The sequence below is a fragment of the Alteraurantiacibacter aquimixticola genome (assembly GCF_004965515.1).
Lineage (GTDB): Bacteria > Pseudomonadota > Alphaproteobacteria > Sphingomonadales > Sphingomonadaceae > Alteraurantiacibacter > Alteraurantiacibacter aquimixticola.
On sequence record NZ_SSHH01000004.1, the window covers coordinates 63,998 to 87,381 of the forward strand.

The 23,384-nt window shown below is 60.4% G+C and carries 28 protein-coding genes, 1 tRNA gene and 1 pseudogene; 19 read left to right on the forward strand and 11 right to left on the reverse strand.

Annotated elements, in window-relative coordinates; all coding sequences use genetic code 11:
• Positions 1-9: 9 nt before the first annotated feature.
• Both ruvC and E5222_RS13910 read right to left on the reverse strand, forming a co-directional pair.
• Positions 10-474 carry a crossover junction endodeoxyribonuclease RuvC gene (ruvC, locus tag E5222_RS13905; RefSeq protein ID WP_136694410.1) on the reverse strand — a complete coding sequence of 155 codons (465 nt, stop codon included), beginning with the start codon at positions 472-474 and terminating at the stop codon, positions 10-12.
• An 18-nt stretch (positions 475-492) separates the two neighbouring features.
• Complete coding sequence (locus E5222_RS13910; protein ID WP_136694411.1) at positions 493-1,239, reverse strand: YebC/PmpR family DNA-binding transcriptional regulator; 747 nt, start codon at positions 1,237-1,239, stop codon at positions 493-495.
• Positions 1,240-1,285: 46 nt separating this feature from the next.
• Between E5222_RS13910 and E5222_RS13915 the strand changes: the two genes are divergently transcribed.
• A complete protein-coding gene (locus tag E5222_RS13915; RefSeq protein ID WP_169053607.1) occupies positions 1,286-2,029 on the forward strand; it encodes a CPBP family glutamic-type intramembrane protease in 744 nt (247 codons plus the stop codon).
• Position 2,030: 1 nt separating this feature from the next.
• Here E5222_RS13915 and E5222_RS13920 read toward each other — a convergent pair whose 3' ends face one another.
• Positions 2,031-2,378, reverse strand: a complete 348-nt coding sequence (locus E5222_RS13920; protein ID WP_211196164.1) for a heavy metal-binding domain-containing protein — start codon at positions 2,376-2,378, stop codon at positions 2,031-2,033.
• A gap of 116 nt (positions 2,379-2,494) precedes the next feature.
• Here E5222_RS13920 and E5222_RS13925 point away from each other — a divergent pair, with 116 nt between their 5' ends.
• Complete coding sequence (locus E5222_RS13925; RefSeq protein ID WP_136694413.1) at positions 2,495-3,133, forward strand: hypothetical protein; 639 nt, start codon at positions 2,495-2,497, stop codon at positions 3,131-3,133.
• Here the strand turns inward: E5222_RS13925 and E5222_RS13930 are convergent.
• Together E5222_RS13930 and E5222_RS13935 are read right to left on the reverse strand one after the other, a co-directional pair.
• A complete protein-coding gene (locus E5222_RS13930) occupies positions 3,130-3,366 on the reverse strand; it encodes a DUF2312 domain-containing protein (protein WP_136694414.1) in 237 nt (78 codons plus the stop codon). The two genes, E5222_RS13925 and E5222_RS13930, sit on opposite strands and share 4 nt — an antisense overlap.
• Before the next feature lie 122 nt (positions 3,367-3,488).
• Positions 3,489-3,800 carry a DUF1244 domain-containing protein gene (locus E5222_RS13935; RefSeq protein WP_136694853.1) on the reverse strand — a complete coding sequence of 104 codons (312 nt, stop codon included), beginning with the start codon at positions 3,798-3,800 and terminating at the stop codon, positions 3,489-3,491.
• Positions 3,801-3,846: 46 nt separating this feature from the next.
• On the opposite strand from E5222_RS13935, the gene pyk reads away from it, so the two are divergent.
• Positions 3,847-5,340 (forward strand): pyruvate kinase, encoded by a 1,494-nt coding sequence (gene pyk, locus E5222_RS13940; protein ID WP_136694415.1) that lies wholly within the window; start codon positions 3,847-3,849, stop codon positions 5,338-5,340.
• On the opposite strand, the gene E5222_RS13945 is transcribed toward pyk, so the two are convergent.
• Positions 5,337-6,143 carry an SDR family NAD(P)-dependent oxidoreductase gene (locus E5222_RS13945; RefSeq protein ID WP_136694416.1) on the reverse strand — a complete coding sequence of 269 codons (807 nt, stop codon included), beginning with the start codon at positions 6,141-6,143 and terminating at the stop codon, positions 5,337-5,339. The genes pyk and E5222_RS13945 overlap by 4 nt on opposite strands.
• Positions 6,144-6,410: 267 nt before the next feature.
• Between E5222_RS13945 and E5222_RS13950 the strand changes: the two genes are divergently transcribed.
• The 4 genes from E5222_RS13950 (at position 6,411) to E5222_RS13965 (ending at position 12,191) form a co-directional block, all read left to right on the forward strand.
• Positions 6,411-7,547 carry a tyrosine-type recombinase/integrase gene (locus E5222_RS13950; RefSeq protein ID WP_169053608.1) on the forward strand — a complete coding sequence of 379 codons (1,137 nt, stop codon included), beginning with the start codon at positions 6,411-6,413 and terminating at the stop codon, positions 7,545-7,547.
• A 168-nt stretch (positions 7,548-7,715) separates the two neighbouring features.
• Complete coding sequence (locus E5222_RS13955; protein WP_136694418.1) at positions 7,716-7,895, forward strand: helix-turn-helix transcriptional regulator; 180 nt, start codon at positions 7,716-7,718, stop codon at positions 7,893-7,895.
• Positions 7,896-8,017: 122 nt separating this feature from the next.
• Positions 8,018-10,969, forward strand: coding sequence for a hypothetical protein (locus tag E5222_RS13960; RefSeq protein ID WP_136694419.1), 2,952 nt, complete (start codon positions 8,018-8,020; stop codon positions 10,967-10,969).
• Positions 10,970-11,525: 556 nt separating this feature from the next.
• On the forward strand, positions 11,526-12,191 hold the full coding sequence (locus E5222_RS13965) for a recombinase family protein (RefSeq protein WP_136694420.1): 666 nt from the start codon (positions 11,526-11,528) through the stop codon (positions 12,189-12,191).
• A gap of 21 nt (positions 12,192-12,212) precedes the next feature.
• Here the strand turns inward: E5222_RS13965 and E5222_RS13970 are convergent, their stop codons facing one another.
• Both E5222_RS13970 and rplL read right to left on the reverse strand, forming a co-directional pair.
• Positions 12,213-12,584, reverse strand: a complete 372-nt coding sequence (locus E5222_RS13970; RefSeq protein ID WP_136694421.1) for a hypothetical protein — start codon at positions 12,582-12,584, stop codon at positions 12,213-12,215.
• 143 nt (positions 12,585-12,727) lie between these two features.
• Positions 12,728-13,111 (reverse strand): annotated as a pseudogene (gene rplL, locus E5222_RS13975) (50S ribosomal protein L7/L12); the annotation flags it as partial.
• Positions 13,112-13,224: 113 nt separating this feature from the next.
• On the opposite strand from rplL, the gene E5222_RS13980 reads away from it, so the two are divergent.
• From E5222_RS13980 to E5222_RS14010, 7 genes are all read left to right on the forward strand, one after another.
• Entirely contained in the window at positions 13,225-13,458 is a 234-nt protein-coding gene (locus tag E5222_RS13980; RefSeq protein WP_136694423.1) for a hypothetical protein, read from the forward strand.
• Positions 13,448-14,236 carry a hypothetical protein gene (locus E5222_RS13985; RefSeq protein ID WP_136694424.1) on the forward strand — a complete coding sequence of 263 codons (789 nt, stop codon included), beginning with the start codon at positions 13,448-13,450 and terminating at the stop codon, positions 14,234-14,236. Before E5222_RS13980 ends, E5222_RS13985 begins: the two co-directional genes overlap by 11 nt.
• Before the next feature lie 145 nt (positions 14,237-14,381).
• Complete coding sequence (locus E5222_RS13990; RefSeq protein WP_136694425.1) at positions 14,382-14,930, forward strand: SPFH domain-containing protein; 549 nt, start codon at positions 14,382-14,384, stop codon at positions 14,928-14,930.
• On the forward strand, positions 14,923-15,324 hold the full coding sequence (locus E5222_RS13995) for a hypothetical protein (protein WP_136694426.1): 402 nt from the start codon (positions 14,923-14,925) through the stop codon (positions 15,322-15,324). Before E5222_RS13990 ends, E5222_RS13995 begins: the two co-directional genes overlap by 8 nt.
• Positions 15,321-15,863, forward strand: a complete 543-nt coding sequence (locus E5222_RS14000; protein WP_136694427.1) for a hypothetical protein — start codon at positions 15,321-15,323, stop codon at positions 15,861-15,863. The genes E5222_RS13995 and E5222_RS14000 overlap by 4 nt, the downstream gene beginning before the upstream one ends.
• Complete coding sequence (locus tag E5222_RS14005) at positions 15,853-16,596, forward strand: terminase large subunit domain-containing protein (RefSeq protein ID WP_136694428.1); 744 nt, start codon at positions 15,853-15,855, stop codon at positions 16,594-16,596. Before E5222_RS14000 ends, E5222_RS14005 begins: the two co-directional genes overlap by 11 nt.
• Positions 16,584-17,291, forward strand: a complete 708-nt coding sequence (locus E5222_RS14010) for a hypothetical protein (protein ID WP_136694429.1) — start codon at positions 16,584-16,586, stop codon at positions 17,289-17,291. The genes E5222_RS14005 and E5222_RS14010 overlap by 13 nt, the downstream gene beginning before the upstream one ends.
• Positions 17,292-17,297: 6 nt before the next feature.
• On the opposite strand, the gene E5222_RS14015 is transcribed toward E5222_RS14010, so the two are convergent.
• Positions 17,298-18,179 (reverse strand): ImmA/IrrE family metallo-endopeptidase, encoded by an 882-nt coding sequence (locus E5222_RS14015; RefSeq protein WP_136694430.1) that lies wholly within the window; start codon positions 18,177-18,179, stop codon positions 17,298-17,300.
• Positions 18,180-18,189: 10 nt separating this feature from the next.
• A complete protein-coding gene (locus tag E5222_RS14020) occupies positions 18,190-18,504 on the reverse strand; it encodes a helix-turn-helix domain-containing protein (protein ID WP_136694431.1) in 315 nt (104 codons plus the stop codon).
• Positions 18,505-18,637: 133 nt separating this feature from the next.
• Here E5222_RS14020 and E5222_RS14025 point away from each other — a divergent pair, with 133 nt between their 5' ends.
• From E5222_RS14025 to E5222_RS16935, 3 genes are read left to right on the forward strand one after another with little or no spacing between them, the layout of a single operon-like run.
• Entirely contained in the window at positions 18,638-19,651 is a 1,014-nt protein-coding gene (locus E5222_RS14025; protein ID WP_136694432.1) for a CBASS cGAMP-activated phospholipase, read from the forward strand.
• Positions 19,648-20,853 carry a nucleotidyltransferase domain-containing protein gene (locus E5222_RS14030; protein ID WP_246021802.1) on the forward strand — a complete coding sequence of 402 codons (1,206 nt, stop codon included), beginning with the start codon at positions 19,648-19,650 and terminating at the stop codon, positions 20,851-20,853. Before E5222_RS14025 ends, E5222_RS14030 begins: the two co-directional genes overlap by 4 nt.
• 1 nt (position 20,854) lies before the next feature.
• Entirely contained in the window at positions 20,855-21,322 is a 468-nt protein-coding gene (locus tag E5222_RS16935) for a type II CBASS E2 protein (protein WP_136694433.1), read from the forward strand.
• Between the two features lie 73 nt (positions 21,323-21,395).
• On the opposite strand, the gene E5222_RS14040 is transcribed toward E5222_RS16935, so the two are convergent.
• Positions 21,396-21,470, reverse strand: a tRNA-Gly gene (locus tag E5222_RS14040).
• Positions 21,471-21,680: 210 nt separating this feature from the next.
• Between E5222_RS14040 and E5222_RS14045 the strand changes: the two genes are divergently transcribed.
• Both E5222_RS14045 and E5222_RS14050 read left to right on the forward strand, forming a co-directional pair.
• Positions 21,681-22,598: a tetratricopeptide repeat protein gene (locus E5222_RS14045; protein ID WP_136694855.1), complete on the forward strand. Its 918-nt coding sequence runs from the start codon at positions 21,681-21,683 to the stop codon at positions 22,596-22,598.
• Positions 22,595-23,209 (forward strand): LON peptidase substrate-binding domain-containing protein, encoded by a 615-nt coding sequence (locus tag E5222_RS14050; RefSeq protein WP_136694434.1) that lies wholly within the window; start codon positions 22,595-22,597, stop codon positions 23,207-23,209. The genes E5222_RS14045 and E5222_RS14050 overlap by 4 nt, the downstream gene beginning before the upstream one ends.
• Positions 23,210-23,384 lie beyond the last annotated feature (175 nt).

Sequence of the window (23,384 nt, forward strand, 5' to 3'; positions counted from 1 at the left end):
TCTACACGATCAGCGCAAATGCGCATCGGCAATCGCGACCGCGAGCGCATCGGCGGCGTCGGCCCCTGCCGGTTTCGCACCGGGCAACAACACCTTGAGCATGGCCTGCACCTGCGCTTTTTCCGCCGCGCCAGTACCGACTACCGCCTTCTTGACGAGGCGCGCCGCATGTTCGCGCACTTCTAGCCCGCGCGCGCCGCAGGCGGCCAGCACCGCGCCCCGCGCCTGCGCCAGCTTAATCGTCGATTGCGGGTTCTTGTTGACGAAGATCTCTTCCGCCGCCGCCCGGTCCGGGCCGTGTTCGGCAATCACCGCCTCTATCGCAGTGACGAGGTGCGAGAGCCGCGCGGCGATCGGCGCCTTGGGATCGGTCTTCACCTGCCCGTTGGCGACATGCGCGATGCGCGATCCCTCGGCCCGCACCACGCCCCAACCGGTACAGCTGAGCGAAGGATCGAGGCCGAGGATCAGCACTTGCTGTGCCCGCCTGCCTTAGGCGTCCAGCTTGTCCATGATCTCGTCGGAGATCTCGTAATTGCCCCACACGGTCTGCACGTCGTCGTCATCGTCGAGCGCATCAACGAGCTTGAGCAGCACGCCGGCATCCTTCTCGTCGAGCTCGGTGGTGAGGTTGGGCTTCCAGGCGAGCTTCACTTCCTTCGCCTCGCCCAGCACCTTCTCCATCGCGGAGGAAACCGCGTGCAGCTCTTCCGCGCCGGTCCAGATTTCGTGGCCGTCATCGGAGGACTGGATGTCCTCGGCACCGGCTTCCAGCGCTGCTTCCAGCACCTTTTCCTCATCGCCCGCATCGGCATCGTAGAAGATATAGCCGAGCCGCTCGAACCCATGCGCCACCGAACCCGATGCGCCAAGGTTGCCGCCATTCTTCGAAAAGATCGTGCGGACATTGGAAGCGGTGCGGTTGCGGTTGTCGGTCAGCGCCTCGACAATGATCGCGCTGCCGCCGGGGCCGTAGCCTTCGTAGCGCACTTCCTCGTAACTCTCGTCATCGCCCGCCGTCGCCTTGTCGATCGCGCGCTGGATATTGTCCTTGGGCATGGACTGCGCCTTGGCCGTGTTGACCGCGAGGCGCAGGCGCGGGTTCATGTCCGGATCGGGCGTGCCCAGCTTCGCCGCGACGGTGATTTCGCGGGAAAGCTTGGAAAAGAGGTTGGAGCGCTTCTTGTCCTGCGCACCCTTGCGGTGCATGATGTTCTTGAATTTGGAATGGCCTGCCATTGGTTCCTACCGGTTGGGCTGCGTTTCGGGGACGGCTCTTACCCTCATGGCAATCAGTGAAGCAAGGCTAGCGATTCTCGCTAGGCACGGACGCGGCTTGCTGGCCGACGTCTGGGCCTTCGCCAAAAACCCCTCTCCTGTGGCCGAGCCGCTGGCGCCGGGACGCACATGGGCGGCCCTGCTCTTGCTGCTTCTCGCGCTCGACATGGCGGTGGCGCTGGGTGCGCAAACCGTGCTCTGGGGCGCGGAATTCGCCGGATATGAACCGCCCGAACCATATGAGAGCGACCTGTCGGTGTGGGAGGACCTGCTGCAGCTCGTCATTCTCGCCCCGATCCTTGAGGAGGCGATCTTCCGCGGCTGGCTGTCAGGCAAAGGATCGGCGCTGAAGCTCGGACTACGCTGCATCGTGGGCGTGGCGATCATGCTGCTGGGCGATGTCGTGCTCGTCGGACGGGTGGACGAGACGATGGCCTTCGCGGTCTGGCTCGCGGGCCTCATCATCCTGTTCGCCTCGCTGGTGCTGTGGCTACTCAACCGCAAGCGCGAGAGCAGCGTGCCGGACTGGTTCAGCCGCAATTACCGCCTGCTGGTGTGGGGAAGCGCGCTTGCCTTCGGCCTCAGCCACCTGGTCAATTACGAGGGGCAGATCGAGGTGATCGACGCCATCCTCGTCCTCTCGCAGACCGTGGGCGGGCTGATCCTCGCCTATACGCGCACAAGGCTGGGACTGGCCGCGGCGATAGCCCAGCACGCCATGTTCAACGCGCTGGTCTTCGCCTTCGAATAGGTCAGATCTTCACCGCCGTGCCGCTGGCGGAGACCATCAGCATCGAGCCATTGGCGCCGATCACCTCGTAATCGAGGTCGATCCCCACCACCGCATTGCCGCCGCGCGAAGCGCATTCGGCCTGCAATTCGGCGATCGCCTGTTCGCGCGCTTCGCCGAGGATGCGCTCATAGCTGCCCGAGCGGCCGCCCACGATATCGCGAATGCCGGCGAAAATGTCGCGGAACACATTGGCGCCCACGATAACCTCACCGGTGATCACGCCCAGGTAATCCTGGATCGGCTTACCCTCGATAGTAGGGGTGGTGGTGACGATAATCCCGCGCGCATCCTTCCACGGACCGGCCATGGCAATCTCCTTCCTCTCGTGTCTTCCAATACTGTATTGTCGATATAATACAGCAAGGTTGGAATTCAAGGAATACGAGCCTTGTTGTCTGCGCTGAAAAACGTCATCCCCAGCCAATGACCGAGCTTACAGATCTCTCGCTAACACGAATTCTGGTCGAAGACGCGACCGCTGCGATCACCCGCAACAGGCAATCGGACACGCAGGTTACAAGGCGTGATCTCGTACGGACGAGCTTCGCATGCGTCGAGGGGCTGGTTCAGATGATGAAGCAAAGCGTCAACCACGCAGCAGACGTAATGGAGCTCTTCGAAGAAGGAGAGAAACAAGCGCTTTCCGAACAAGCTTTCTCAGTGACGAGCAGGGGGAAAGTCTCGCTTCAACAGAAATTCGTCCCGTTGCCGTCCGCGTTTCGCCTGTGTGTCCGGATCGTGGGAAGGCTGAGTTCAGATTTCTCCGTAGTTTTCGACGATGGCAATTGGCAGAATTTCCTTCGTTTCGTCGAGCTTCGCAACGCCTTAACCCATCCGAAATCCATGGATGATGTTGCCATCGACAATATGGACAAAGACCTTTGCATTGCCTCGTTCTTCTGGATCATGGAGGCGGTCCTGGAAGCCATCGAAACTGTGAATTCGAAACTCAAGATCCATCAAGCCGACATGCGCCAGATCCTTGAAGATCTGAAGGCCAGTGATGCCAAGGTGCTGGCGGAATACGAGGAAGCAAGGCTTCGCCTGCTGTCAGACAGCTAATCTATCCCAAGCGCCGCCCGATAGGTCTCCAGTATCATGTCCATTTCACGCCGATCATTTACGTCCATCTTCCGTAGGCGCACACACTGCCGCATCATCTTCGCGTCGTAGCCCACGGCTTTGCCTTCCGCATAGACGTCGCGGATATCGTCGGCGATGCCCTTCTTTTCTTCCTCGAGGCGTTCGATGCGCTCGATCAGCAGGCGCAGGCGGTCATCGGTGGCTTCAGCCATCATCTACTCCGGTCAAAATATGCAAGAATCGGTTGGCCGCTGGTTAGCGGGGGAGTGGGCGCGGGTGAAGCGCAACTTATCCCCGCCTGCCTGTGGATATCACCCGTGGGTAACGGCGGGGGTCAGTGCGCGCGGTTCTTCTTCAGGCTCTCTTCCATGCGGGCCAGCTGCTCCGGCGTCGCCTCGCTCTGGTACTTAGCCTTCCACTCATCCATCGGCATGCCGTGGATCAGTGCGCGCGCCTCACCCTTGTCACCTTCATAGCCCGCATCGCGGATCCAGTCGGCGAGGCAATTGCGGCAAAATCCGGAGAGGCCCATCAGGTCGATATTCTGCGCATCGTGGCGGTGGCGCAGATGGCGCACCAGCCGGCGGAAGGCGGCGGCGGCGACATCGTCGGGCAACTGGTCAAGCGGATCGGTAGGTTGGGTCATCATGCGTCCTTGTTTTGTCGCGCCGCTCTGCCATAGGCTGCGCCACATGACAAAAGCCGATCTGCCGACGTTCGAACCGCGTGGCCGCAAGGTCAAGATCCTGGCCACTATCGGCCCGGCGAGCAGCGACCCGGACGTGCTGCGTGAACTGTTCCGCGCGGGTGCGGACGCCTTTCGCTTCAATATGAGCCATGGCGATCATGCGGTGCACGAAAAGAACTTCCGCACCGTGCGCGCGCTGGAAAAGGAGTTCGGCCGCCCGATCGCCATATTGTGCGACTTGCAGGGCCCCAAACTGCGCGTGGGCACCTTCAAGGATGGCAAGGCGACCATCACCCATGGCGCGCGCTTCACGCTCGATCGGAACGAGGAGCCGGGCGATGCCACGCGCGTCTGCCTGCCGCATCCCGAATTGTGGGAGACGCTGGAAGTCGGCCACCGCCTGCTGGTCAATGACGGCAAGATCCGCCTGCGCGTGAAGGAGCTGGCCGAGGACGCCGCCCATTGCGTGGCCGAGGTCGGCGGAGTCATCTCCGACCGCAAGGGCGTGAACGTGCCCGATTCCGAAGTGCCGATCCCGGCGCTGACGGCCAAGGATAAGAAGGATCTCGCCTTCGCCATGGAGCATGGCGCGGACTGGATCGGACTATCCTTCGTGCAGCGGCCCGCAGATATCGAGGAGGCCAAGGCACTGATGGCCGGGCGCGGCTTCCTTTGCGCCAAGATCGAAAAGCCGCAGGCGGTCGAGCGTATCGACGAGATCATCGCCGCGGCGGACGGCATCATGGTCGCGCGCGGCGACCTTGGCGTCGAGCTCAACCCCGAAGAAGTGCCGCCGCTGCAAAAGAAGATCGTCAACGCCACGCGGCTGACCGGCAAGCCGGTGATCGTGGCGACGCAAATGCTCGAAAGCATGATCGAAAGCCCCACGCCCACGCGCGCCGAGGTCTCGGACGTGGCGAACGCGGTCTATGACGGGGCCGATGCTGTGATGCTGAGCGCGGAAACGGCCGCGGGCGACTGGCCCGAGGAAGCGGTGATGATGATGGATTCTATCGCCCGTCAGGTAGAAGCGGACGATGGCTACAGGATGCGCGTGCGCATGCTCGACACGCCGCCCGACCGCACCACGGCCGATGCGCTGGCGCATGCCTGCATGACCATCGGCGATACGATCGACATTGCCGCCATCGCCGTCTTCACCTCCTCCGGCTCCTCCGCCCGCCGCGTCGCGCGCGAGCGGCCGGCCATGCCGCTGATGGTGCTCACGCCTTCCCTCGCCGTCGCCCGGCGCGTGGCTCTGCTGTGGGGCGCGCATGCGGTGGCGACCAAGGATATCGGCAGCTTCGAGGAGATGATCGCCAAGGGCAGGCGCATGGCGCTGCGCCACGGCTTCGGCAAGCCGGGCGCGAATGTGGCGATGCTGGCGGGCGTGCCCTTCGGCCGCTCGGGCGCGACCAATCTGCTCCACGTGGTGACGCTGAGCGGAGACGAGCTCGACGATTACGAGGGCGATGCGGCGGACGAGCCGGACGCCTAGGCGCTTTCGGCGCGCTTCTCAGCCAGCGCCTCATCCAGATCGTCGGGCAATTCGTAATAGCCGCCCGACAACTCGTCATATTTCCCCGAGGCAAGGTCCACGCAGCGCTGGGCGCAGCGGGCGAGGTCTCCCTGCGCCTCGGGATCGTCGACCCGCTCCTTCAGCCGCTCGACCATTCCGCCCAGATATTGCTGCGCGGCGGCATCCTCCATCGTCTCGCGCGCCAATTGCGTAGGGACGAAGCCGGGATCGATGGCGAAAGTACAGACCGGCGTATCCGCAAGCTCGGCCGCGGCTTCCGCCACCAGCCGGTTCTGCGCGATCTTGCCGGTGCAATAGGCCGAAAGATGCGGGGCGACGATGCGTGCCGCTTTGGCCGAAACGCAGATCACCCGTCCCTGCCCGCGTTCCACCATCCCCGGCAGCACCGCCTGCATCAGCAGGAAAGGCGCGCGGATATGGATTTCCTGCGCGCGCCACCATTCCTCCGGCGGCACTTTCCAGAGCGGCCCGAAGGGCCCCGGCACGCCGGCATTTGAAACGAGCAGGTCCACTGGCCACAGCCCGCGCTCAACCTGCCGCACCGCGCGCATGATCGAATCGGGCTCGGTCAAATCGCACTGGACGGCCAGCGCCGTTCCTCCGGCATCAGATATCGCGCGCTCGACATCCTCCAGTTGCGCGATCGAGCGGGCGAGCAGCGCCACTTGCGCGCCCTCTGCCGCGAACCGCTCTGCAATAGCGCGCCCGAATCCGCGCCCCGCGCCGGTTACCAGCGCCACCTGTCCTGCCAGAATGCCCATGAACGTCTCCCTCGCCGCGCATGGCTAATCGCCGCGCAAGGCGGTGTCGAGATAGGACCTGCAATGAAGGAAAATGGAGCGGGCGATGAGATTCGAACTCACGACCCCAACCTTGGCAACCTAAAAAACTCGATTGTCTCCGGTTGCATAGCCTTGCAGAATCCCCGATATTGCAGTGACTTATCCAAGAGGATGCAATGCGTTGCAACCGCTTGTGACGGGTCACTCACTGCAATCTACCTGCAAAATCAGAGGAGACCTACAACGATGCCTAGCGTCGAACTATCCGCTCGCCAGCTTGACTCGCTGCCTCGGCCAGAAACTGGCCTCGTGCGCTATTGGGATACGGTAGTCCGCGGCCTTGTCGCCCATGTCCGCCCGACAGCGACCACGCTTTACTTTCAGATCGACCAGCGCGGCAAAACCAAGCGCGTCAATCTTGGCCGCTTTCCTACCGTCAGCGTCAACAAGGCCCGCGATGCCGCGCGCCAACTCGACTACGAGATGCGCTTTGGCAAAGCGAAGGGCTTGGAGCGGCGCGAGATCACGCTGCATGATGCGCTGAACACCTATCTCGAAACCACCCGCGCCTGCGACCAGCATGTGGCCTACGTGAAGCGCGCATTGGAGGTTCGGCTTGAGGAATGGCTATCGCACCCCCTCTCCGAGATCACGGGCGCAATGGTGCGCAAGCGTCACCGCGAATTGACAGACGATGGCCCGGTCATGGCGGACGAAACCATGCGCGCGATGCGTGCCGTATGGAACGCCGCCCGCGACGAGTTTGAGAAGTATGACATACCACCCTGCCCCACCGACATCTTGCGCAAGCGGTCAGGCAAGAAACAGGCGTGGAACAATCCGCAGCCGACACGGAACAAACCAATCCACGATCTTGCTGAATGGAGCGAAGCGGTCGAACGGATCGTCAACCCGGTGCATCAAGAGTTCTATCGCTGGGCATTGCTGACAGGAATGCGCAAGGGCGAGATCGCACGGATGGAATGGGAGCATATCGACCGTGAACGCCGCTTTCTAACGATCCCCAAGACCAAAAGCGGGCGCGAGCACTACCTGCCGCTCAACGATCACCACTTTGCCATTCTCGACAGGCTGGAAGAACAGGGTCGCTACGTGTTCCCTGACCGCACTGGCCAGAAGCCTGTCGTCCACCCGCGCCATGACGAGGTGCCCGGCACACTGCATTCCCTGCGCCACACCTGGGCGAGCGTCGCAGCCGAGATTGGAATCCCGGAAGATCAAATCGGTCGCATCCTGAACCACAGCAACGGGATGCGCTCTGTAACCAATCGCTACATCCACGTGCATGTCGATAGTATGCGCCCCGTCATGGACGCTGTAACGGACGAACTGGCCAACCGTTTAAATAATTCGGAGGCTTGACCAAAGATCAAGTCCTTGAATACACGTTGTATTTGGGCGCAATTCGCCCTATATCGCGAGAACCACCTTGTCGGGATTTGCCTGCCCCGATGAGTCCGCAAGGAGCAGAGAGGCACACTCTTAACAACGGCTGCTGGAACGGAAACTGTTGTTGTCTAGGAGTGATCAATGCTGCTCAATACGCGCGATGCCGCCGACTATCTCGGCCTTTCGAGTTCTACCTTAGAACACTGGCGCACCACTGAGCCGATGCGCGGGCCCGCTTTTGTCCGCCTCGGCCATCAGGTCCGTTACCGGCAATCCGATCTCGACGAGTACGTGAACTCGTCCGTCGTTGAAGCTGCGTAAAAAAGGAGGCGCGGCTCTCGCCACGCCTCCTCGGTGATCGTCTGCTTCTCGCCCGTCGAATTTACGAATTCCACCGCAAGACGACAACCGGAGAGACAGGTGTGAGGCTGCGGTAAGCGCGCATGTTCACCATAGCCTCTTCCTGGGACCAAAGGCCGATAGCCAAGCGGCTCAAGGTCGACGGCGACCGCATCGTTGCGGACCAGACTGTCTGGCCGTCGCGGATGCTTTTTCAGTCTGTGCGCTCCCACGAACTCGACAGCGCGGCCAAAATCTATGCCTTCCTTTGCCACCACGCAGAGCGAGGCAATGCGCTTATTCCGACTAGCCGGAAAGACGATGCGCCGCTCAACGGCGAGCGGAGGGGCGATGACTTCGAGCGCGTCGCCACCAGCGTCTATGTGTGCGAGGTCGATGGTGCGCCGTTCCTCGATGGTTACACGCGCGAAAATCTGATCCGCGACCCCGAAGGTGTGCTCGACAAGCACATACGGCACTATCACAACCTGCCAGAGAAGTACTCTTACGTCGCTGTGCTGTCCTCGTCGGCTGGCTTCTCGAAGGATGGTGAGGCCATCGGCCTCCGCTATCACTTATACTTAGCCCTCTATCGGCCATACCAGCCGCACGAGATTGACTACATCGACGAGATTCACGGGCGGGTGCTTGGCGAGGCCTGCGACACGAGTATCCGCAACCTTGGTCAATTCCTGCTTGTTGCGCCCCCGATCATCGACGGCGGTGATCCGTTTAAACAGCGCATCTTCTACAGCGCGCGGGAGAGTGAACACGTTGCATTCCGCTTCCCGCCAGAATTCGAGACGCTGGAAAAGGCAGCGACGATGCCAACGCGCGGCACATCTTTCGCGATGCCGCGATTGAATAAGGACGCGTTCGATTCCGAGTCCTACCGCTCCGAGGCCGTGCAATACTGGGTTGCTCGGACGCGCTGGCACGATCCCAAGATGACTTGGGCGGAAGCTTACCCGCTACTCGTCGCGGAGATGGAAAGGGTCGGTGCGTCGGCGGACGCATGGAAAAGGCTCGGCGGCGCAGACTTGTCGGAGGCCGCGCGCATGTGGCGGCAGTTCAAGTTCCGCGACAGCGACAGGACAGGCTGGTGCTTGCCGCGCTACATCGAACCTGCGGGGTCCGTGGATGAGGCATACGCCGGCATGGAGCGCGAACTAGAGCGCGTCTTAGAGACCCCCGGCCACCATCTGTTCAAGCTGCCCCTCGGCGTCGGGAAATCGCATCAGATCGTTGAGAAGGCGACGCGAGAAAGCCGCAATACGGTGATCATGGCACCGTCCATCGAGCGATGTGAAGAAATGCAAGAGCGACTGAATGCGGAGGAGGAAAAGCGGCGATACCTCGACCAGACTAGCTGGGAAGACTTCGATCCAGAAAGCGAGGTCGGCGTTCCATTTGAGGTCTGGCGGGGCCGAAGCCAACCCGGAATGTGCGCGCGTCGGGAAGCGGCGGAAGCCGTCTTTGCTGCGGGCGGCTCCGTTTACAAAGACCTGTGCGGTCACGGTCAGGACATCAAATGTCCCTTCTTCGCCAAGTGCCGCCACGTGCAGCAATATGAGATGATCGGGCATCGCCGCTGGATTGTCCCGTCGAATACGCTGACGCAGGAGCGGCGCATCGGGAACGAGGCCGAAGTCGTCTTCATCGACGAGGGCATCACCAACCACTTGGCTGGAGGCACATCGTTCAAGCTTTCCGCCCTTCTCAAACCGCGCCACCCGCGCCTCGATGAACTTAGCAGGCGCGCCCATGCGGCACTTGTCGATGGCGACACGGAAACGATGTCGCCGCGCGACTTCGGCTTGACCCGGGCCGAGATAGCAGAAGCCCTCGATCTCGAATTGAGTCTGAAACCTGTTGTGATGGTGTCGCCCGCGATGGATGACGATACTATCATACAGGAGGTCAGCCGCACTTCTGGCCGCTATCATCCCGCCCTATACAGGTTCTGGAAGCAGCTGCTCGCGGAATGCAATCTCGACCGCGACTATGTGAACGCGATCCACAAATACTACGCCCGCGACCAAAAGGAATGGAAGGTGCGCGTCGGTTGGCAGGTCGAGGCTGACTTCCTCAACGATCAGCAGGTGGTCGTATTCTTCGACGCAACGCCGAACGAGATGGCCTTGCGCGCGCATTTCCCAGACCTTGAGACGATCGAGTTCAATGCGCCTAACCGTAACGTGCATGTCGCCCAGGTGCTGAACATGAGCGGGCGCAAAAATCAGTTCCTCGCCCGCGAAGAGCGGCAGAAGGAACTCGAACGCGCCTATGCCAACCGTGAGGGACTGGCGAAATGGCTGAACGGCCAGCCGGGTTACACGGTGTGCATCTTACCGAAAGACGTGCGCGAACTGATCGAGGCCGAGCACGAGTTTCCGCATGTCGCCTTCGGCCACTACGGGGCCGTGCAGGGACAGGACGAGTGGACTTTCGGCAATGGTGTGACGATGAAAGGCGCGGAGGTCGATTGCTTGGCGCAATTCGGTCGCTCGGCTCCACCGACATGGGATGTCGAGGCGATTGCGATGGGTCACTTTTGGCGGGGCGAGAAGCTGGTCCGCGTTCCGGTGCCAGAGTCCGGCATTCCTTGGTACGATCAGCGCGAGAAGGCGATTGCGGAAGGGTATGCAGGTTATGAGCTGCGCCACCCTGACGAACGCGCGGATTCCGTCGCGCGCGACATCTGGCACGCATCGCAGTTACAGGCCTTCGGACGCGGGCGGGCGACGAGGCGCAGTAAACCGCTGCGCGTGTTCATCGGTCACTTCCTCGCGCTCGATGTAGAGGTGGCGGAGGCTCTAGAGGAGCGCGAATTGATGGCGCGCTGCGGTGATGTTCTGCTGCTGTCGCCGCCAGAGATCGAGCGGGTGTTCGGTTATAGCGGGCGGTTCGTCGAGCGTGTGAAGCGGGCAGCGAACGTCAAATACTGGGTGCGTGAGGGGCAGACACAGCCATATCGGGCGTGGGTCCGTGAGGACGGTGATCTCGATGCGGCTATGGTGGAGATAGGCGCGTTGCGGTGGGAGAAGAGGTGCTAACCAGATGGACCGGCAGTCAAGTGAGCCCAGGTGATCAAATCGCGAATTTCGCCCCCTGGGAGACCTTACCAGCGATCAACTTCAATCCCCGCATCGCACCCCGGGCAGTATATGACGTCCTCAAGTTCACTGCCAACAACCCTACTCTGAATTTCAGAGTTTCTGAACGTGAATATTGCGCCGCAGAAGAAACAAGATTCTTTCCGCTCGACATCGTTCACGTTTCCAACGATTTTTGCCATGCGACCTCCATCCATTTGAATTCAAGACGCGGCGGGTCGCGAGCTGAGGTATCTCAGATGTCCCGCAGTTCGTATATATAACGTATAATATACAAAGTGCGGAACATCTCGACCACACCGCCACCGTTCCATCCGCGCGAGCAAACTCCCGTGCGCGGATCGTCAGCAGGTGCATTAGTGTAACCATACACCTTGTATGCCCCTGATTACCGTATACCGCTGACGAGCGCGCGGAACTTCCTCGAATCTGCGGTTGAGCAGCCCCGCAGCGCCGTCCACGTTCAGCATCAACGAACGATGTTGCAGGACATGCCATGAGTTATGCTGTCGGATACCTCCGCGTTTCCACCGGTCGCCAAACGCTCGGGATCGAAGCCCAGCGGCGCGCCGTGGACCACTTCGCACACCAGCACGGCTACAACCTGATCGGTGACAGATATTACGAGGAGGTCGAGTCAGGGTCGCGCGACGACCGCCCGGAGCTTGCCCGCGCTCTCGATCTCTGCCGCGTTTATGGTGCCACCCTCATCGTTGCCCGCCTCGACCGCCTTTCGCGCGACGCTGCCTTTCTGCTCGCCTTGCGCAAGGAGAACATTGCCATCCGGTTTGTCGATCTGCCCAGTGCGGACGAGTTCATCATCGGCATCCTTGCCGTTGTCGCGGAGCATGAGCGTCGCCTGATCAGCCAGCGCACCAAGGAAGCCTTGGCCGTGAAGAAGGCGCAGGGGATCAAGCTTGGTGGTCATCGCGGTGGCACGATCAGTCCAAAGGCCAGCGAACGATCAGCAGCGGTCAGGACAGCAAAGGCAGTGAAGCGCGCCCGTGTAACTCTTGGCCAAGTGAAAGGCTGGCAGACCATGCCGACAGCGCAGATCGCCCACCGCCTGAACGCAATGGGCATCCCGACTGCATCAGGCCGCGGCGAGTGGACTTATGAAAAGGTCCGTGCCGCCATCAACCATTTGGAGAAAGCAGCATGAGCATCGGTGGGAATCCTGAATCTATTCGATCTGGTCGTTCGTGGTGTCGCTGCCGTTGCCATCTGACAAAAGATTGGGCTTCTGAGTGCCTATTCGGCCCGTAGCATGCTCGATATCTCTTACTTTGAGGGAAATGTCTTGAAGTCGCTCGTTAAAACTACTCTGCACCGCGAAGACAGTAGCTTGTGTTTCTTTCATCGCTTCATATTTCACATCGGACTTGAGCGCGGTCATCCCTATTTCTAGACGCCGAACGTCTTCTCCCAATTTGGCAACTGCTGTGGCAATTTCCTTTTGGGCCGTTTGGAGTGCTTTGACATTTTCAATCAACTTCAGGTGGTCAGTTATCTCCTCGGCAAGTTCAGCTGCCTGCTTTCGGCTAAAAAATGCCATCAGCTGGCCTCCATAACAGGCGCAAGCGTATTTCGGACGAAAGCGATATGATGGTCTGGTTGATCTAAGAGTGCCTCTTGAAGTTTTTGCGCAACAATCTTCGCAAACTCCTTTAGCTCGATGTCAGCGCTAGCTGCGCTACTCTCAAGCTCAACCGTAGCACCACTACCTTCCAGCTTTTTCTTTATCTTCTCGGCTCCAGCCTTATCCACGCCCTCCATCAGCGTCTTCGGTGCGCCTTCGACAAGCGCCATGGCTTCTCTCAAGGAGAGACCGGTGATGGCACGAACCTCCTTTATGACCTGTATTCGCTTCCCGCCGTCGCCGGTTAAAATGACGTCAAACTCGTCTTTTTCCTCTATCGCGTAACCACCCCCGGCAGCGGGGCCAGCGCCAGCAACAACTGCCACAGCGCTTGCACCCCACTCTTCTTCAAGTGCTTTTGCCAATTCAGCCGCTTCCATCACAGTCAACTTCCTCAAGTCAGACTCTTCTTCGAGGGACTTTGTCGATTTCGGGTCAGCCATAAGCTCCGCTCTTCCTTCTGCTTCTGACCCTACATATCAGTGATCTACGACTTCTAAAATAGCGGTAACACCCACCCCGTAGCAGGCACCATGACATGGCGAAAGGACACGCCATGTTTCGACCATTCCGCCATGCCCCGCCCGAAAAGGCGACATTCAACGCCCGCATATCTGATCCGCAGGTAGCGTCCCGGTTACAGGCCCACGGCCTGCCCGTCCGTCGCGCCAGCTACGCCGAAGGCACGCCGCAGTGTGTCCTGATCGAGTGGCGGCGCGCGCCGACCGATCACGAGCGCAACTTTGCCGAACGGATGGTGCCAGAGCGTTCGCTGTCACATGCCGTCTGAACGCTGGGGCGATACCGAACCCGCACCCGACTTCGAGGAAGCACTGCGCAAGGCCGGCCTTCCCGTCACCTCATGCGTTCGGCAGCGGCACGAGCCTTATTGGGTCCGCACCGTTTACACGCGCAGGTTGAACCTCGATGAGCGCAACCTTGCGGACAAGGTGAAAGCGGCGGTCAAGGACGGCACGTTCGACAAGCTGCTTGCGAAGCTGACCCGCCCACCCAAGCCGAAGCCACTGCACGATGCCCCAGCCAAGATGCAGGCTGACTTGAAGCGGCTCGCATTGATCAACTCGCCCGCGCAGCCCAGCAAGTGGGATAACTCGGAAAGCGTTCCCGAGCTGGCGGAGGAAATGCGCAAGGCAGGCCTGCCTGTGGACTGGTGCGAGCGCATGACAAGGCCGCCGCACTGGATACGGACGCACTTCACGCGGGAGCCAACGGCTAGCGAGCGGAACAAATCCTATGCGATCCGCCACAAGGCGAGGAACGGGAACCTACCGCCAGACAAGCCTGCTCCGATCAAGAAGACGAAACCACCCGTAGCCCTGCCACCAGTCACGCTCACCGAGAACTACTCCGGGACCAATGTCGAAATGCTCGCAGCCGCCGTGATCGAAACGGCGGTGAAGGATGCTAAATTAGGCGACGAAGAAGCGATCCGCTTCCTCTGCGCCCCTGATGGCCCATGGGCGACCTCACGCGATACATGGGCCATCGTCGCGGGCATCGACACAGACCTTCTGCACGAATGGTCGCTCAGTTCGTTCGCCGCGTAGAACGCCGCGCTCTTTCTTTCATATCGGTTGGGAAGCACCCCCGCGCCGTCCACGATCAGGTCTGAAGCGAGGCCGACCCTCGCATAACCCAGGCCGGGGTTCACGAGACATCTACTTCCTCGGCCAGTGAATTGGAGACGTCCAAATGGCCGAGGAAACCAAGCCCAGCCTGACCCAAATACTCGACGAGTTCGATGCGGAAACCGAGCGCATCAAGCTCCAGACCGAGAACGATGAACTCCGGCGCAAGCTGGAGAAGATCGAACGCAACCGCGACGATATCCTGATGGAAAAGCGCGTGCTTGAAGGCAAGCACGGCAAGGCCCTGCGCGGGACCGAAACCGAACTCCATATCAGCAAGACCGACATGCTCGACCCGATGAAATATCGGGCGATGAAGGAATTGGCGGCACGGCAAGGGCGGCAGCTTCGCGTGGTCGATGAAGAAGGCGAGGAGAAGAAGGTTTCGCCGGTCAAGTTCGTGGACGATCCCGACCGCGGCCTACTCTACGCCAACCGCCGCCTGATGCGGGAACTCGGTATCGCCCGGCTCAACCAGATCGCCGCCGAACGAAACCGCCAGCTTCAATTCTACGGCTCTGTCGATGACCTGCCGGAATACCTTCACCAGAAGCACTTCGAGCTGGCCACTGGCAAGGACCGCGACGCGCGGTTGGAGGTCCCCAATGGCTGACCTCCACCCTGTCTATGCCGCGCATGTCGAGTATGCGCTGACCTTCTACGGGGCTATCGCACCCGAAGTGCTGCCCGATGGCACGATGATCGCGCAGCACTTCAAGGAAGGGTCTTCGGAGTTTGAGGACGAGAAGCGCCCGGTCATCGACAACCCGATCAAGTACCGGATGGTGTTGCAGGCGCTAGCCGCCGCCGACGCGTCAAGCGGCAGCAGCTTCGGGCGAGAGTTCCAACAGCACCTTGCGGATCGCTTCCGCGTCGAAGTCGTCGAGGGTTTCTATGAGGCGTTCTACGATGAGCATCTTGCGTCTCCTGTCTATCTTGCTGATGCCGCCGAATATGTCGCCCGCCGCCTTTCTGCTCAAGCGAGTGGCGAGGAGTTCGGGTGGTGAACGGTCGCCGCTGCACGGTGTGCTCGCACCCTCGCGTGGACGAGATCAACCGCGCCATCGTCGCGGGCACATCGCGCACGGCTATCGAGCGGAAATTCGGTATCACCCCCGACAGCCAGCGCCGGCACGAGGAAAACCACATCACGGAAGAGATGCGCCGCGAGATCGTGGTCGATCTCAAGCGGGAGCGCGCGCAGGAGACGGCGAACGAACTGAATGACGAAAGGCTGGATATCGCGGCGACCTATGATGGTCTAGCGCGGCGCGTTGGGAAGCTGATCGACAGGGCAGAGGAGAATGGGGACGACAGCCTTGCCTTGGCGAGCATGGAAGGCCTGCGCCGCGTCCTCTCCGACATCGCGAAGATGCAGGGCAAGCTGGCCCAGCAGCTAACCGTGCAAGTGAGCCTGATGGACAGCAAGGAGTGGATTGTCGTCCGCGACCTGCTCGAACGGGTCTTCAACGCCCATCCCGAAGCGAAGGCGATGTTCCTCCAACTTGCCAAGCGCGAGCGGCTTTCGATCACCGATGCTCGATGATTGGCTCCTATCCCTTGAAGAACGGCTCGATCCCGTCCTCCTGTTCGAGAGGTTCGTCGGCAATTCGGCCGACGGATGGCAGGCCCGCATCCTTCGCTCTAGCGCGGCGACGATGGCTCTGCGGGTCTGTCGACAAGCGGGCAAGTCGTGCTGCCTTGCAACGCTCGCCATCGTTGAGATGCGGAAGGGTGGAACAGTCCTCGTGATCTGCCCAGCGGAGCGGCAGGCGAAGGAGTTGGCGCGCAAGGTCCGCGAATACCTCCCCATGACCGACTTGGTAGTGGAGCGATCCACGCAGACAGAGATCGAGGTTGCCAATGGCGCGCGGCTGATCTGCGTTCCGTCCACGGGAGCGACGATCCGTGGCTACACGGTCGACCTGCTGCTGATCGACGAGGCCGCTTTCTGCGATGATGACAGTCTGATCGCCGTGCTGCCGATGGTGAAGGACTGCGGGCGCACCGTGTTCGCATCCACCCCTGCGGGCCGCACAGGCATGTTCGCTAGCCTGTTCCTCGAACCTAAGCCCGAAGTCGAACGGATCGTGGTCAAAGGAACTGAAATTCCCCGCCTCGCTGCGCGCGTCGAACGCCTGCGTGTCGCCTTGCCTCCGACGAAGTTTCGCCAAGAGGTCGAGGTCGAAATGCTCGGCGGCGGGGAGAACTACTTCGACATTGCAGCGATCGAGCGGGCGGTATGTGACCGAAAGGCACTCGAACTATGTCTTACCTGATCCAACCCGATGGTACGGCCATTCTCAAGGCAGGCGCTGACCCTGCCATCGAGCGGGTGCAGGGCTACTCCCGCTATTGGCTTGGGGTCGATCTTGCCCAGGCGCAGGATAACACCGCCCTTGTCGTCATCCATGACGAGCAACTGCCCGTTTGGGCTGGCCCAAATCGTCAGATGCTTGGGCCGAGAACGCGTACAGTCATCTACGCCGATAAGTTCAAGGGCGTATCCTATCCCGATGTCGTCTCGCACGTTATTCGCGTCATGACGCGCGAGCCATTGCGCGGGCGGACGCGCCTTGTTGTCGATGGCTCGGGGCTAGGCCGTGTGGTGTCGGATTTGCTCCACGATGCAGGAGTGCAGCATACGGCAATCCAGATGACCGCAGGGCAGAATTGGAAGCGGTCAGGCCGATACACCAATGTCGGCAAAACCCTCATGCTTGAGTGCCTGTCCGTCCTGTTCGCAACGCATGAATTACAATTCGCGCAGGGCTTGGCGCTGCGCGAGGACATCCTTGCCGAACTTGAGACTTTCCAGTTGGAAACCACCGCTGCTGGCAATCAGGTGATCGTGCAGGGCAAGAGCGGGGCGCACCATGGCGACCTTGCCATTGCGCTCGCAGGCGCTGCGTTCGCGTCCGAATATCTCAAGCCAGGAGTGGTTGGCGTGGGGCAGTTGGAGGGGTGGATTTAGCTGACCTTACCGCCCGTATGCAAAGCGCGGTTTCCAACTCTCTTCGAGCTGCGCATCTTCATCATCTGCTTCGGTCGGATCCTCGGGCAGTTCTTCGCTGCTAAGAACGGTCAGGGTGTAGCCATATCCGCCGAGGCCAAGGACTTCTTCGTCGAGTTCGATATCGCGGGGGCCATCAAACCATATGGACAAATCGGTCTGTTCTGTTGATCGACGACCAAGACGCACGTTTTCTGGCGTCGCATTGAAGCGGCTTGTCGCGCTGGTCGGGAGGGGATCGCCTTTTCGCAAGAATGATAGGCGCCCCAGGCTCTTAAAGGCTTCGGACAGGAAAGCGTAGGCAATCTTCTGGCCCTTGCTGACGATTACAGCGACTGGATATGGGCAGCATTCTGCCGAGCGAATTGCAGCCGCCGTGATCGAGGTCTTCGCTACGCCAGCAAGTTGGACAATTCCGTCAAGGCCGATTTGGCTCTCGCCAAGTAGATTCCGAGTAAGGCGCGAGGGCATAAGCAACCCGCTCGCGAAATGATCTGCCTCCAACTCTATGGACGTGTTCTCCGTAAAGGAAGCCCGCGAGAGGTGCATACCACCAGCCTTGGCAATTTCTTCCGGATGGCCCGGCAAGAACCAATGCCCAAGTTCGTGTGCGATGGAAAAATTCTCGAAGCCCTCGTTTTGAAGCTCTGTCGAATAGATGATCATCGCAGAATCACCCGCTAAGATGATCGCACCCGACACGCCAGTGACTTCCGGCGGTTTGGCTTCGACGGAAATATCCCTGCTCTCGGCAATTTTTCTCGGGCAGACCGGAAAGCTTTCGAAGCCAAAGTCCAAAGCTATCTTCTCGCCGAGGCGGGTTGCCACCTTGAGCCGAAAACCCGCCACGCCAACTGACCTACTGCTTCTTACTGGTCATCGAGTCGATCATGCCTTGGATGATATCCCGATCCCGTGCGGACAACTTGTCTTCATGCCGAAACGCGGTTGTCGGCCCGGACGAACCGAGCAGGTAATCCGCTGATATGCTGAGCGCCTTTGCAAGGGAGCGGACGTTGTCGAAGGACGGTTTGCGCCTCCCTGCCTCGAAGTGCGCTATTGCACTAGGCTGAAGGCCAGCGAGCCGCGCAAGGTCCGACTGGGTTAGCTCACGGTTTTCACGTTGCTTTTTCAGCCGAGCAGCGAACGTTGGTGGCAAGCTTGACTCGCTCATGACGGAAGCGTATAGTTAATCATATGTTAAACGTCATGCCCTCCGGGGCCTTTTTTTGGCAAAGGCCTGTTACAGAACGTCATGCCCTATATGACGGGTCGAATCACGGGTCAAGCGTGCCGGAGGCGGGCTGATGGAAACTAGCGACAAGCCACCAGATGCACCAACCTACCGTATCCTGAGCATCGACGGGGGCGGCATAAAGGGCGTGCTCCCTGCCTCATTCCTTGCCACGCTGGAAGAACAACTAGATGGTCCAATTGGACAGTATTTCGATTTAATTGCAGGCACCTCCACCGGCGGAATTATCGCCATCGGCCTCGCCATGGGGATCCCAGCGAAAGACCTGCTCACGCTCTACACCGAACGCGGCCCCAGGATTTTTGGTCAGGCAGAAAGCGGCATTAAGGGCCGATTGGCCGACTGCTGGCGCGGCTTCAAGCACACATTCACGGCCAAGCACGACGCGGACCTACTTCGGGAAGAACTTGAAGCAGTGCTTGGGGATCGACGGATTAGTGATGCCCAAACCCGGCTGCTTATTCCCGCGTGGGACGCCGATCACCGGAGCGTGTATATCTACAAGACCGCCCACCATGAGCGCCTAAAGCACGATTACCGACTACTAGCAGTTGACGCGGCGATGGCGACGGCGGCAGCCCCAACATACTACAGGAGGCACCGGACCGCCGAACATGTCGGTCTACTAGATGGCGGCATCTGGGCCAACAACCCAATTGCGCTGGCAGTGGTTGAAGCAATCACCTTGCTGGGCTGGCCTTCGGATCGTCTGCAGGTGCTGAGCCTCGGCTGTGGAAGTGAAACATATATGCTCGGTGAAGCACCCGGTTGGGGATCACTCGCGTGGGACGCCGCTAGGCTGTTTTTCGACGGGCAATCTCACGGCGCTAATGGCATGGCCAAGTTGCTTACCGGCCATGAACACACGCGGGATGCGATCTACCGGTACTGCCCAGCCGTTCCGAAGGACTTCTTCAAGCTCGATGACACTCGTCGAGCGAGTCAGCTGTCTGGAATGGGGGCCTCGGCGGCGAGGAAAGCCCGCCCGAAGCTGGATCCTGTCTTTTTCGCCCAGCCTATCGAACCATTTGAACCGATCTATTCTCTGGAAGGCGATCACCGATGAACACGATGTCAAACCAGTTCACGCTCCCTTTTGAAGCTGCCAAGAAGGCCGAAGTCTTCGGGATATTGGAGGCGATATGCCAAGAGCTGGAACCCACGAAGACCCAGCTGGAAGCTGTCACCACAAGCTACAATGCTGTTGGGAAATGGCTGGCGGAATCGTCCAATCCAATGCTCGCCGGTTCATCAATTTACGCCCACGGTTCTACCGCGGTAGGGACCACAGTGCGGCCAATTGGGCAGAACGAGTTCGATGCCGATCTAATTCAGCACGTGCTCAACTTCACCGCCGACCAATCCCCAGCCGAACTCAAGCGCATTGTCGGTGATCGGCTCCGGGAGCACACTGCATACGCCGCGATCCTTGTCGAAAAGAAGCGTTGCTGGCGGCTTGATTATGCGGGCGACTATCATCTCGATATATCGCCAACGATAGCGAACCCCGCCTGCGAGAACGGCGGTGAATTGGTGCCAGACAAGAAGCTCCGTCAGTTCAAGCCGACCAACCCGAAGGGCTTCAAATCTCTTTTCGAGCGACGGGCCGAACTGATGCCGAGGTTCCGTTTAGCGAAGACAATCACCGATGGTGTATCCCCGCAGGCTTCCGTTGAGCCGTTCCCTACCCACAGTGGAAACAAGGGTGTTTTGCGTCGGACCGTGCAGCTCCTTAAGAGACACCGAGACCTTCACTTTCTGCCCGTTACCGACGACATTGCCCCTATTTCAATCATCATAACGACGCTGGCTGCAAGGTCGTATGAATTCTGTGTCGATCACTTTACCTTCGAATCAGAGCTAGATGTCCTCGTAGCGACGATCCGCTTGATGCCGCACTTCATAGACAGGCCAATTGTGTCGGGGCAGCGCATCTATGTTGTCGAGAACGAAACGACCAGCGGCGAAAATTTTGCTGATCGGTGGAACTCCGAGCCCCAGCGCGCCGCCGCCTTCTACGAATGGCATGCGAAGGCCCTGAGTGACTTCGAAGGACTGGCCGGGCTGGAAGGCATGGATAAGCTCACCAAAAGCCTGAATGATAGTCTTGGGCCGTCGCTGGTGCGGGGCGTTATCGACAAACGCACCGAAGAGATTTCCGCAGCGCGCACCGACAAGAAGCTGTTCGTCGCGCCTATGGTTGGGCTGACCACTTCTGCCATGGCTAGCGCGACGCCAGTGAAGCCCAACACCTTCTTCGGCGACTAGATTGTTCACTTCTCGCCAGCCTCGCCTAACCGCAGCGGCGCAGTATCTGTTCCTGCGCAAGAACCCTATTTGTAGTGGCAGCGGCAGCCTTCGTGCCGGGGCCCTCACTTGGGAATACAAGGTCAGACCGAGTCTGATTGGTCGGGAGTATACCGTCCGCATCGAATACCGGCAGGGTTCCACTCCGCGTGTCTTTGTGATTGACCCTAGTCTTTCAGAACTGGCTGGCGACAGAGACCTGCCGCACGTTTATCGCGACCCATTGCGGCTTTGTCTCATGCTTCCCAAGGCCTTCGAATGGGACTCTTCGATGCGGATAGATCAAACGTTCGTCCCCTGGGCAGCTACGTGGCTCTACTATTTCGAAGAGTGGTTGGCCTCAGGCGAATGGAAGGGCGGAGGAACACACCCAGACCCATCAGACACGGAACAATTGAATCGCCGGGACCGTCGAGCGCGCGGGCGCTAACTGCAAAATGCCTACAACGCAAAACGGCCCGCGCATCAGCCGGGCCGTCTTCGCTTGATATCCAAGTGGAAAATGGAGCGGGCGATGAGATTCGAACTCACGACCCCAACCTTGGCAAGGTTGTGCTCTACCCCTGAGCTACGCCCGCTCACTGACGCTCTACCAGATGGGCCGAAAAGGGCCTTTCCCGGTGGGGAGGCGCGCCACTAACACCGGCATTGCATGTGTGCAAGAGGCAAATTTGCGCTGCCGCCACGCCGCGCCCAATTCCCCCTACACCCTTCACAAATGCGCATAATGCGCCACATAGGGGGCTTAGCGCAGATACACCGCCAGCAGGAGCAGCCAATTGGCAAGCATGGGCCTCAGCATTGACGAGCAGAAAGCCGTCGAACGATTCCAGAAACAGGTCGTCGAACCGAGCCAGACCAAGCTGGTGGTGGTCGATTTCTGGGCCGAATGGTGCGGGCCCTGCAAGGCGCTGGCCCCGGTGATCGAGAAGGTCTGCGCCGAATATGCCGACAAGGGCGTGGTGCTGGCCAAGGTGAATGTGGACGAGGAAAAGTTCATCGCCAGCCAGTTCCAGGTGCAGTCCATCCCCACCGTCTATGCCATGTTCCAGGGCCAGCCGGTGGCCGACCTGTCGCCCGCACGCAGCGAATCGCAGCTGAAGGGCGCGCTCGACCAGATCCTGGCGCAATTGCCGATCAAGCCGGGTGGCGAGGACGGCACAGGCGGCGAGCAGCTGCCCGATCTCGACCAGCTGGTGGCCATGGCCGAACAGATGCTGGGCGAAGGCGATGCCGAACGCGCGGCGCAGATGTTCATGCAGATCGCGCAGATGGACAATTCCCGGCCCGAGGTTTTCGCCGGCCTGATCCGCGCGCTGCTCGCCGCCGGGCACAAGGAACATGCCGAGCAGGCCTATGAAGGCCTGCCCCAGGAGATGAAGGACGAGGCAGTGGTCCAGCAGGCCTATAGCGCGCTGGAACTTGCCGGACCCGATGTCGATGACAGCGAGCTGCAGGCCAAGCGCGCCATGGCCGCCGAACAGCCTGCCGCCATGGACGTGCAGATGGAATTCGCCGAGGCCGCCTTCGCCGCGGGTTCACGCGACGAGGCGGCCGAAGTGCTGCTGCGCATGATCGAGGCCGATCCGGCATGGAACGAAGGCGCGGCCAAGGCCAAGCTGCTGCAGATCTTCGAGGCTGTCGGGCTGGAAGACCCGTGGGTCGCCGGCCAGCGCCGGAAGCTGTCCCTGCTGCTGTTCGGATGAGTTCAAAGCGCCTCTCGATCTTCCCCCTGACCGGGGCGATCCTGTTCCCCGGCCTGCAATTGCCGCTGCATATCTTCGAGCCGCGATACCGCGCAATGGTGGGCGATGCGCTCGCCCGTGACCGGCGGATCGCGATGATCCAGCCGCAGGACAGCACCGAAGGCGCGCCGCTATTCGAGATCGGTTGCGTCGGCAAGATCGAGGATGTCGAGACCAGCGAGGACGGGCGCTACAACATCGTGCTGGGCGGAGAGGCGCGCTTTCGCGTGCTGCGCGAGCTCGACGTCACAACCCCCTTCCGCCAGGTCGAGGCCGAGCTGATCGAGGAGCCGGAGGAGGAATATCTCTCCAGCGCCGAACGCGCCAGTTTCGAAACCGAAGCGCGCCGTTTCGCCGATGCGCAGGGCTATTCTGTGGACTGGGAATCGGTTGCGAGGCTGGACGACGTGGCGCTGGTCAACGGCCTCTCCCAAATCGCCCCCTTCGATGCGGCGAGCAAGCAGGCGCTGCTCGAAGCACCAGACCTTCCGACGCGCTGCGAATTGCTCGTCCAGCTGATGGAGTTTTTCGGCAAGGGCGATCCTGACGATGATCGAGTGACTCTTCAGTAGGCCTCAAGCGCCGGCGGCCGCATCCGCGGCCTTGGCTATCCTCGCCTGAATCCCTCCGTCCTTCGGACTGCGGGGCGGCTGCGGGCGCGCATTCGCGCTTGCGGGCCTGCGGCCCGGTTTGGAGCTTTGATGGAAGGCGGCGGCAGCACGGTCGCACTGCGACCGCAAGGCCGAA

Excerpts from the sequence above, each read along its gene's own strand:
- E5222_RS14050 (WP_136694434.1), top strand. The coding sequence starts at position 22,595 with ATGAGTTCAAAGCGCCTCTCGATCTTCCCCCTGACCGGGGCGATCCTG.
- E5222_RS14045 (WP_136694855.1), top strand. The coding sequence starts at position 21,681 with ATGGGCCTCAGCATTGACGAGCAGAAAGCCGTCGAACGATTCCAGAAA.
- E5222_RS13930 (WP_136694414.1), bottom strand. The coding sequence starts at position 3,366 with ATGGCTGAAGCCACCGATGACCGCCTGCGCCTGCTGATCGAGCGCATC.
- E5222_RS14005 (WP_136694428.1), top strand. The coding sequence starts at position 15,853 with ATGCTCGATGATTGGCTCCTATCCCTTGAAGAACGGCTCGATCCCGTC.
- E5222_RS13910 (WP_136694411.1), bottom strand. The coding sequence starts at position 1,239 with ATGGCAGGCCATTCCAAATTCAAGAACATCATGCACCGCAAGGGTGCG.
- E5222_RS13995 (WP_136694426.1), top strand. The coding sequence starts at position 14,923 with ATGGCTGACCTCCACCCTGTCTATGCCGCGCATGTCGAGTATGCGCTG.
- E5222_RS13990 (WP_136694425.1), top strand. The coding sequence starts at position 14,382 with ATGGCCGAGGAAACCAAGCCCAGCCTGACCCAAATACTCGACGAGTTC.
- E5222_RS14030 (WP_246021802.1), top strand. The coding sequence starts at position 19,648 with ATGAACACGATGTCAAACCAGTTCACGCTCCCTTTTGAAGCTGCCAAG.
- E5222_RS13985 (WP_136694424.1), top strand. The coding sequence starts at position 13,448 with ATGCCGTCTGAACGCTGGGGCGATACCGAACCCGCACCCGACTTCGAG.
- pyk (WP_136694415.1), top strand. The coding sequence starts at position 3,847 with ATGACAAAAGCCGATCTGCCGACGTTCGAACCGCGTGGCCGCAAGGTC.
- E5222_RS13980 (WP_136694423.1), top strand. The coding sequence starts at position 13,225 with ATGTTTCGACCATTCCGCCATGCCCCGCCCGAAAAGGCGACATTCAAC.
- E5222_RS13950 (WP_169053608.1), top strand. The coding sequence starts at position 6,411 with ATGCCTAGCGTCGAACTATCCGCTCGCCAGCTTGACTCGCTGCCTCGG.
- E5222_RS13945 (WP_136694416.1), bottom strand. The coding sequence starts at position 6,143 with ATGGGCATTCTGGCAGGACAGGTGGCGCTGGTAACCGGCGCGGGGCGC.
- E5222_RS13915 (WP_169053607.1), top strand. The coding sequence starts at position 1,286 with ATGGCAATCAGTGAAGCAAGGCTAGCGATTCTCGCTAGGCACGGACGC.
- E5222_RS14010 (WP_136694429.1), top strand. The coding sequence starts at position 16,584 with ATGTCTTACCTGATCCAACCCGATGGTACGGCCATTCTCAAGGCAGGC.
- E5222_RS13955 (WP_136694418.1), top strand. The coding sequence starts at position 7,716 with ATGCTGCTCAATACGCGCGATGCCGCCGACTATCTCGGCCTTTCGAGT.
- E5222_RS13960 (WP_136694419.1), top strand. The coding sequence starts at position 8,018 with ATGTTCACCATAGCCTCTTCCTGGGACCAAAGGCCGATAGCCAAGCGG.
- E5222_RS13965 (WP_136694420.1), top strand. The coding sequence starts at position 11,526 with ATGAGTTATGCTGTCGGATACCTCCGCGTTTCCACCGGTCGCCAAACG.
- E5222_RS13925 (WP_136694413.1), top strand. The coding sequence starts at position 2,495 with ATGACCGAGCTTACAGATCTCTCGCTAACACGAATTCTGGTCGAAGAC.
- E5222_RS14025 (WP_136694432.1), top strand. The coding sequence starts at position 18,638 with ATGGAAACTAGCGACAAGCCACCAGATGCACCAACCTACCGTATCCTG.
- E5222_RS13920 (WP_211196164.1), bottom strand. The coding sequence starts at position 2,378 with ATGGCCGGTCCGTGGAAGGATGCGCGCGGGATTATCGTCACCACCACC.
- E5222_RS14020 (WP_136694431.1), bottom strand. The coding sequence starts at position 18,504 with ATGAGCGAGTCAAGCTTGCCACCAACGTTCGCTGCTCGGCTGAAAAAG.
- E5222_RS13935 (WP_136694853.1), bottom strand. The coding sequence starts at position 3,800 with ATGACCCAACCTACCGATCCGCTTGACCAGTTGCCCGACGATGTCGCC.
- E5222_RS13970 (WP_136694421.1), bottom strand. The coding sequence starts at position 12,584 with ATGGCATTTTTTAGCCGAAAGCAGGCAGCTGAACTTGCCGAGGAGATA.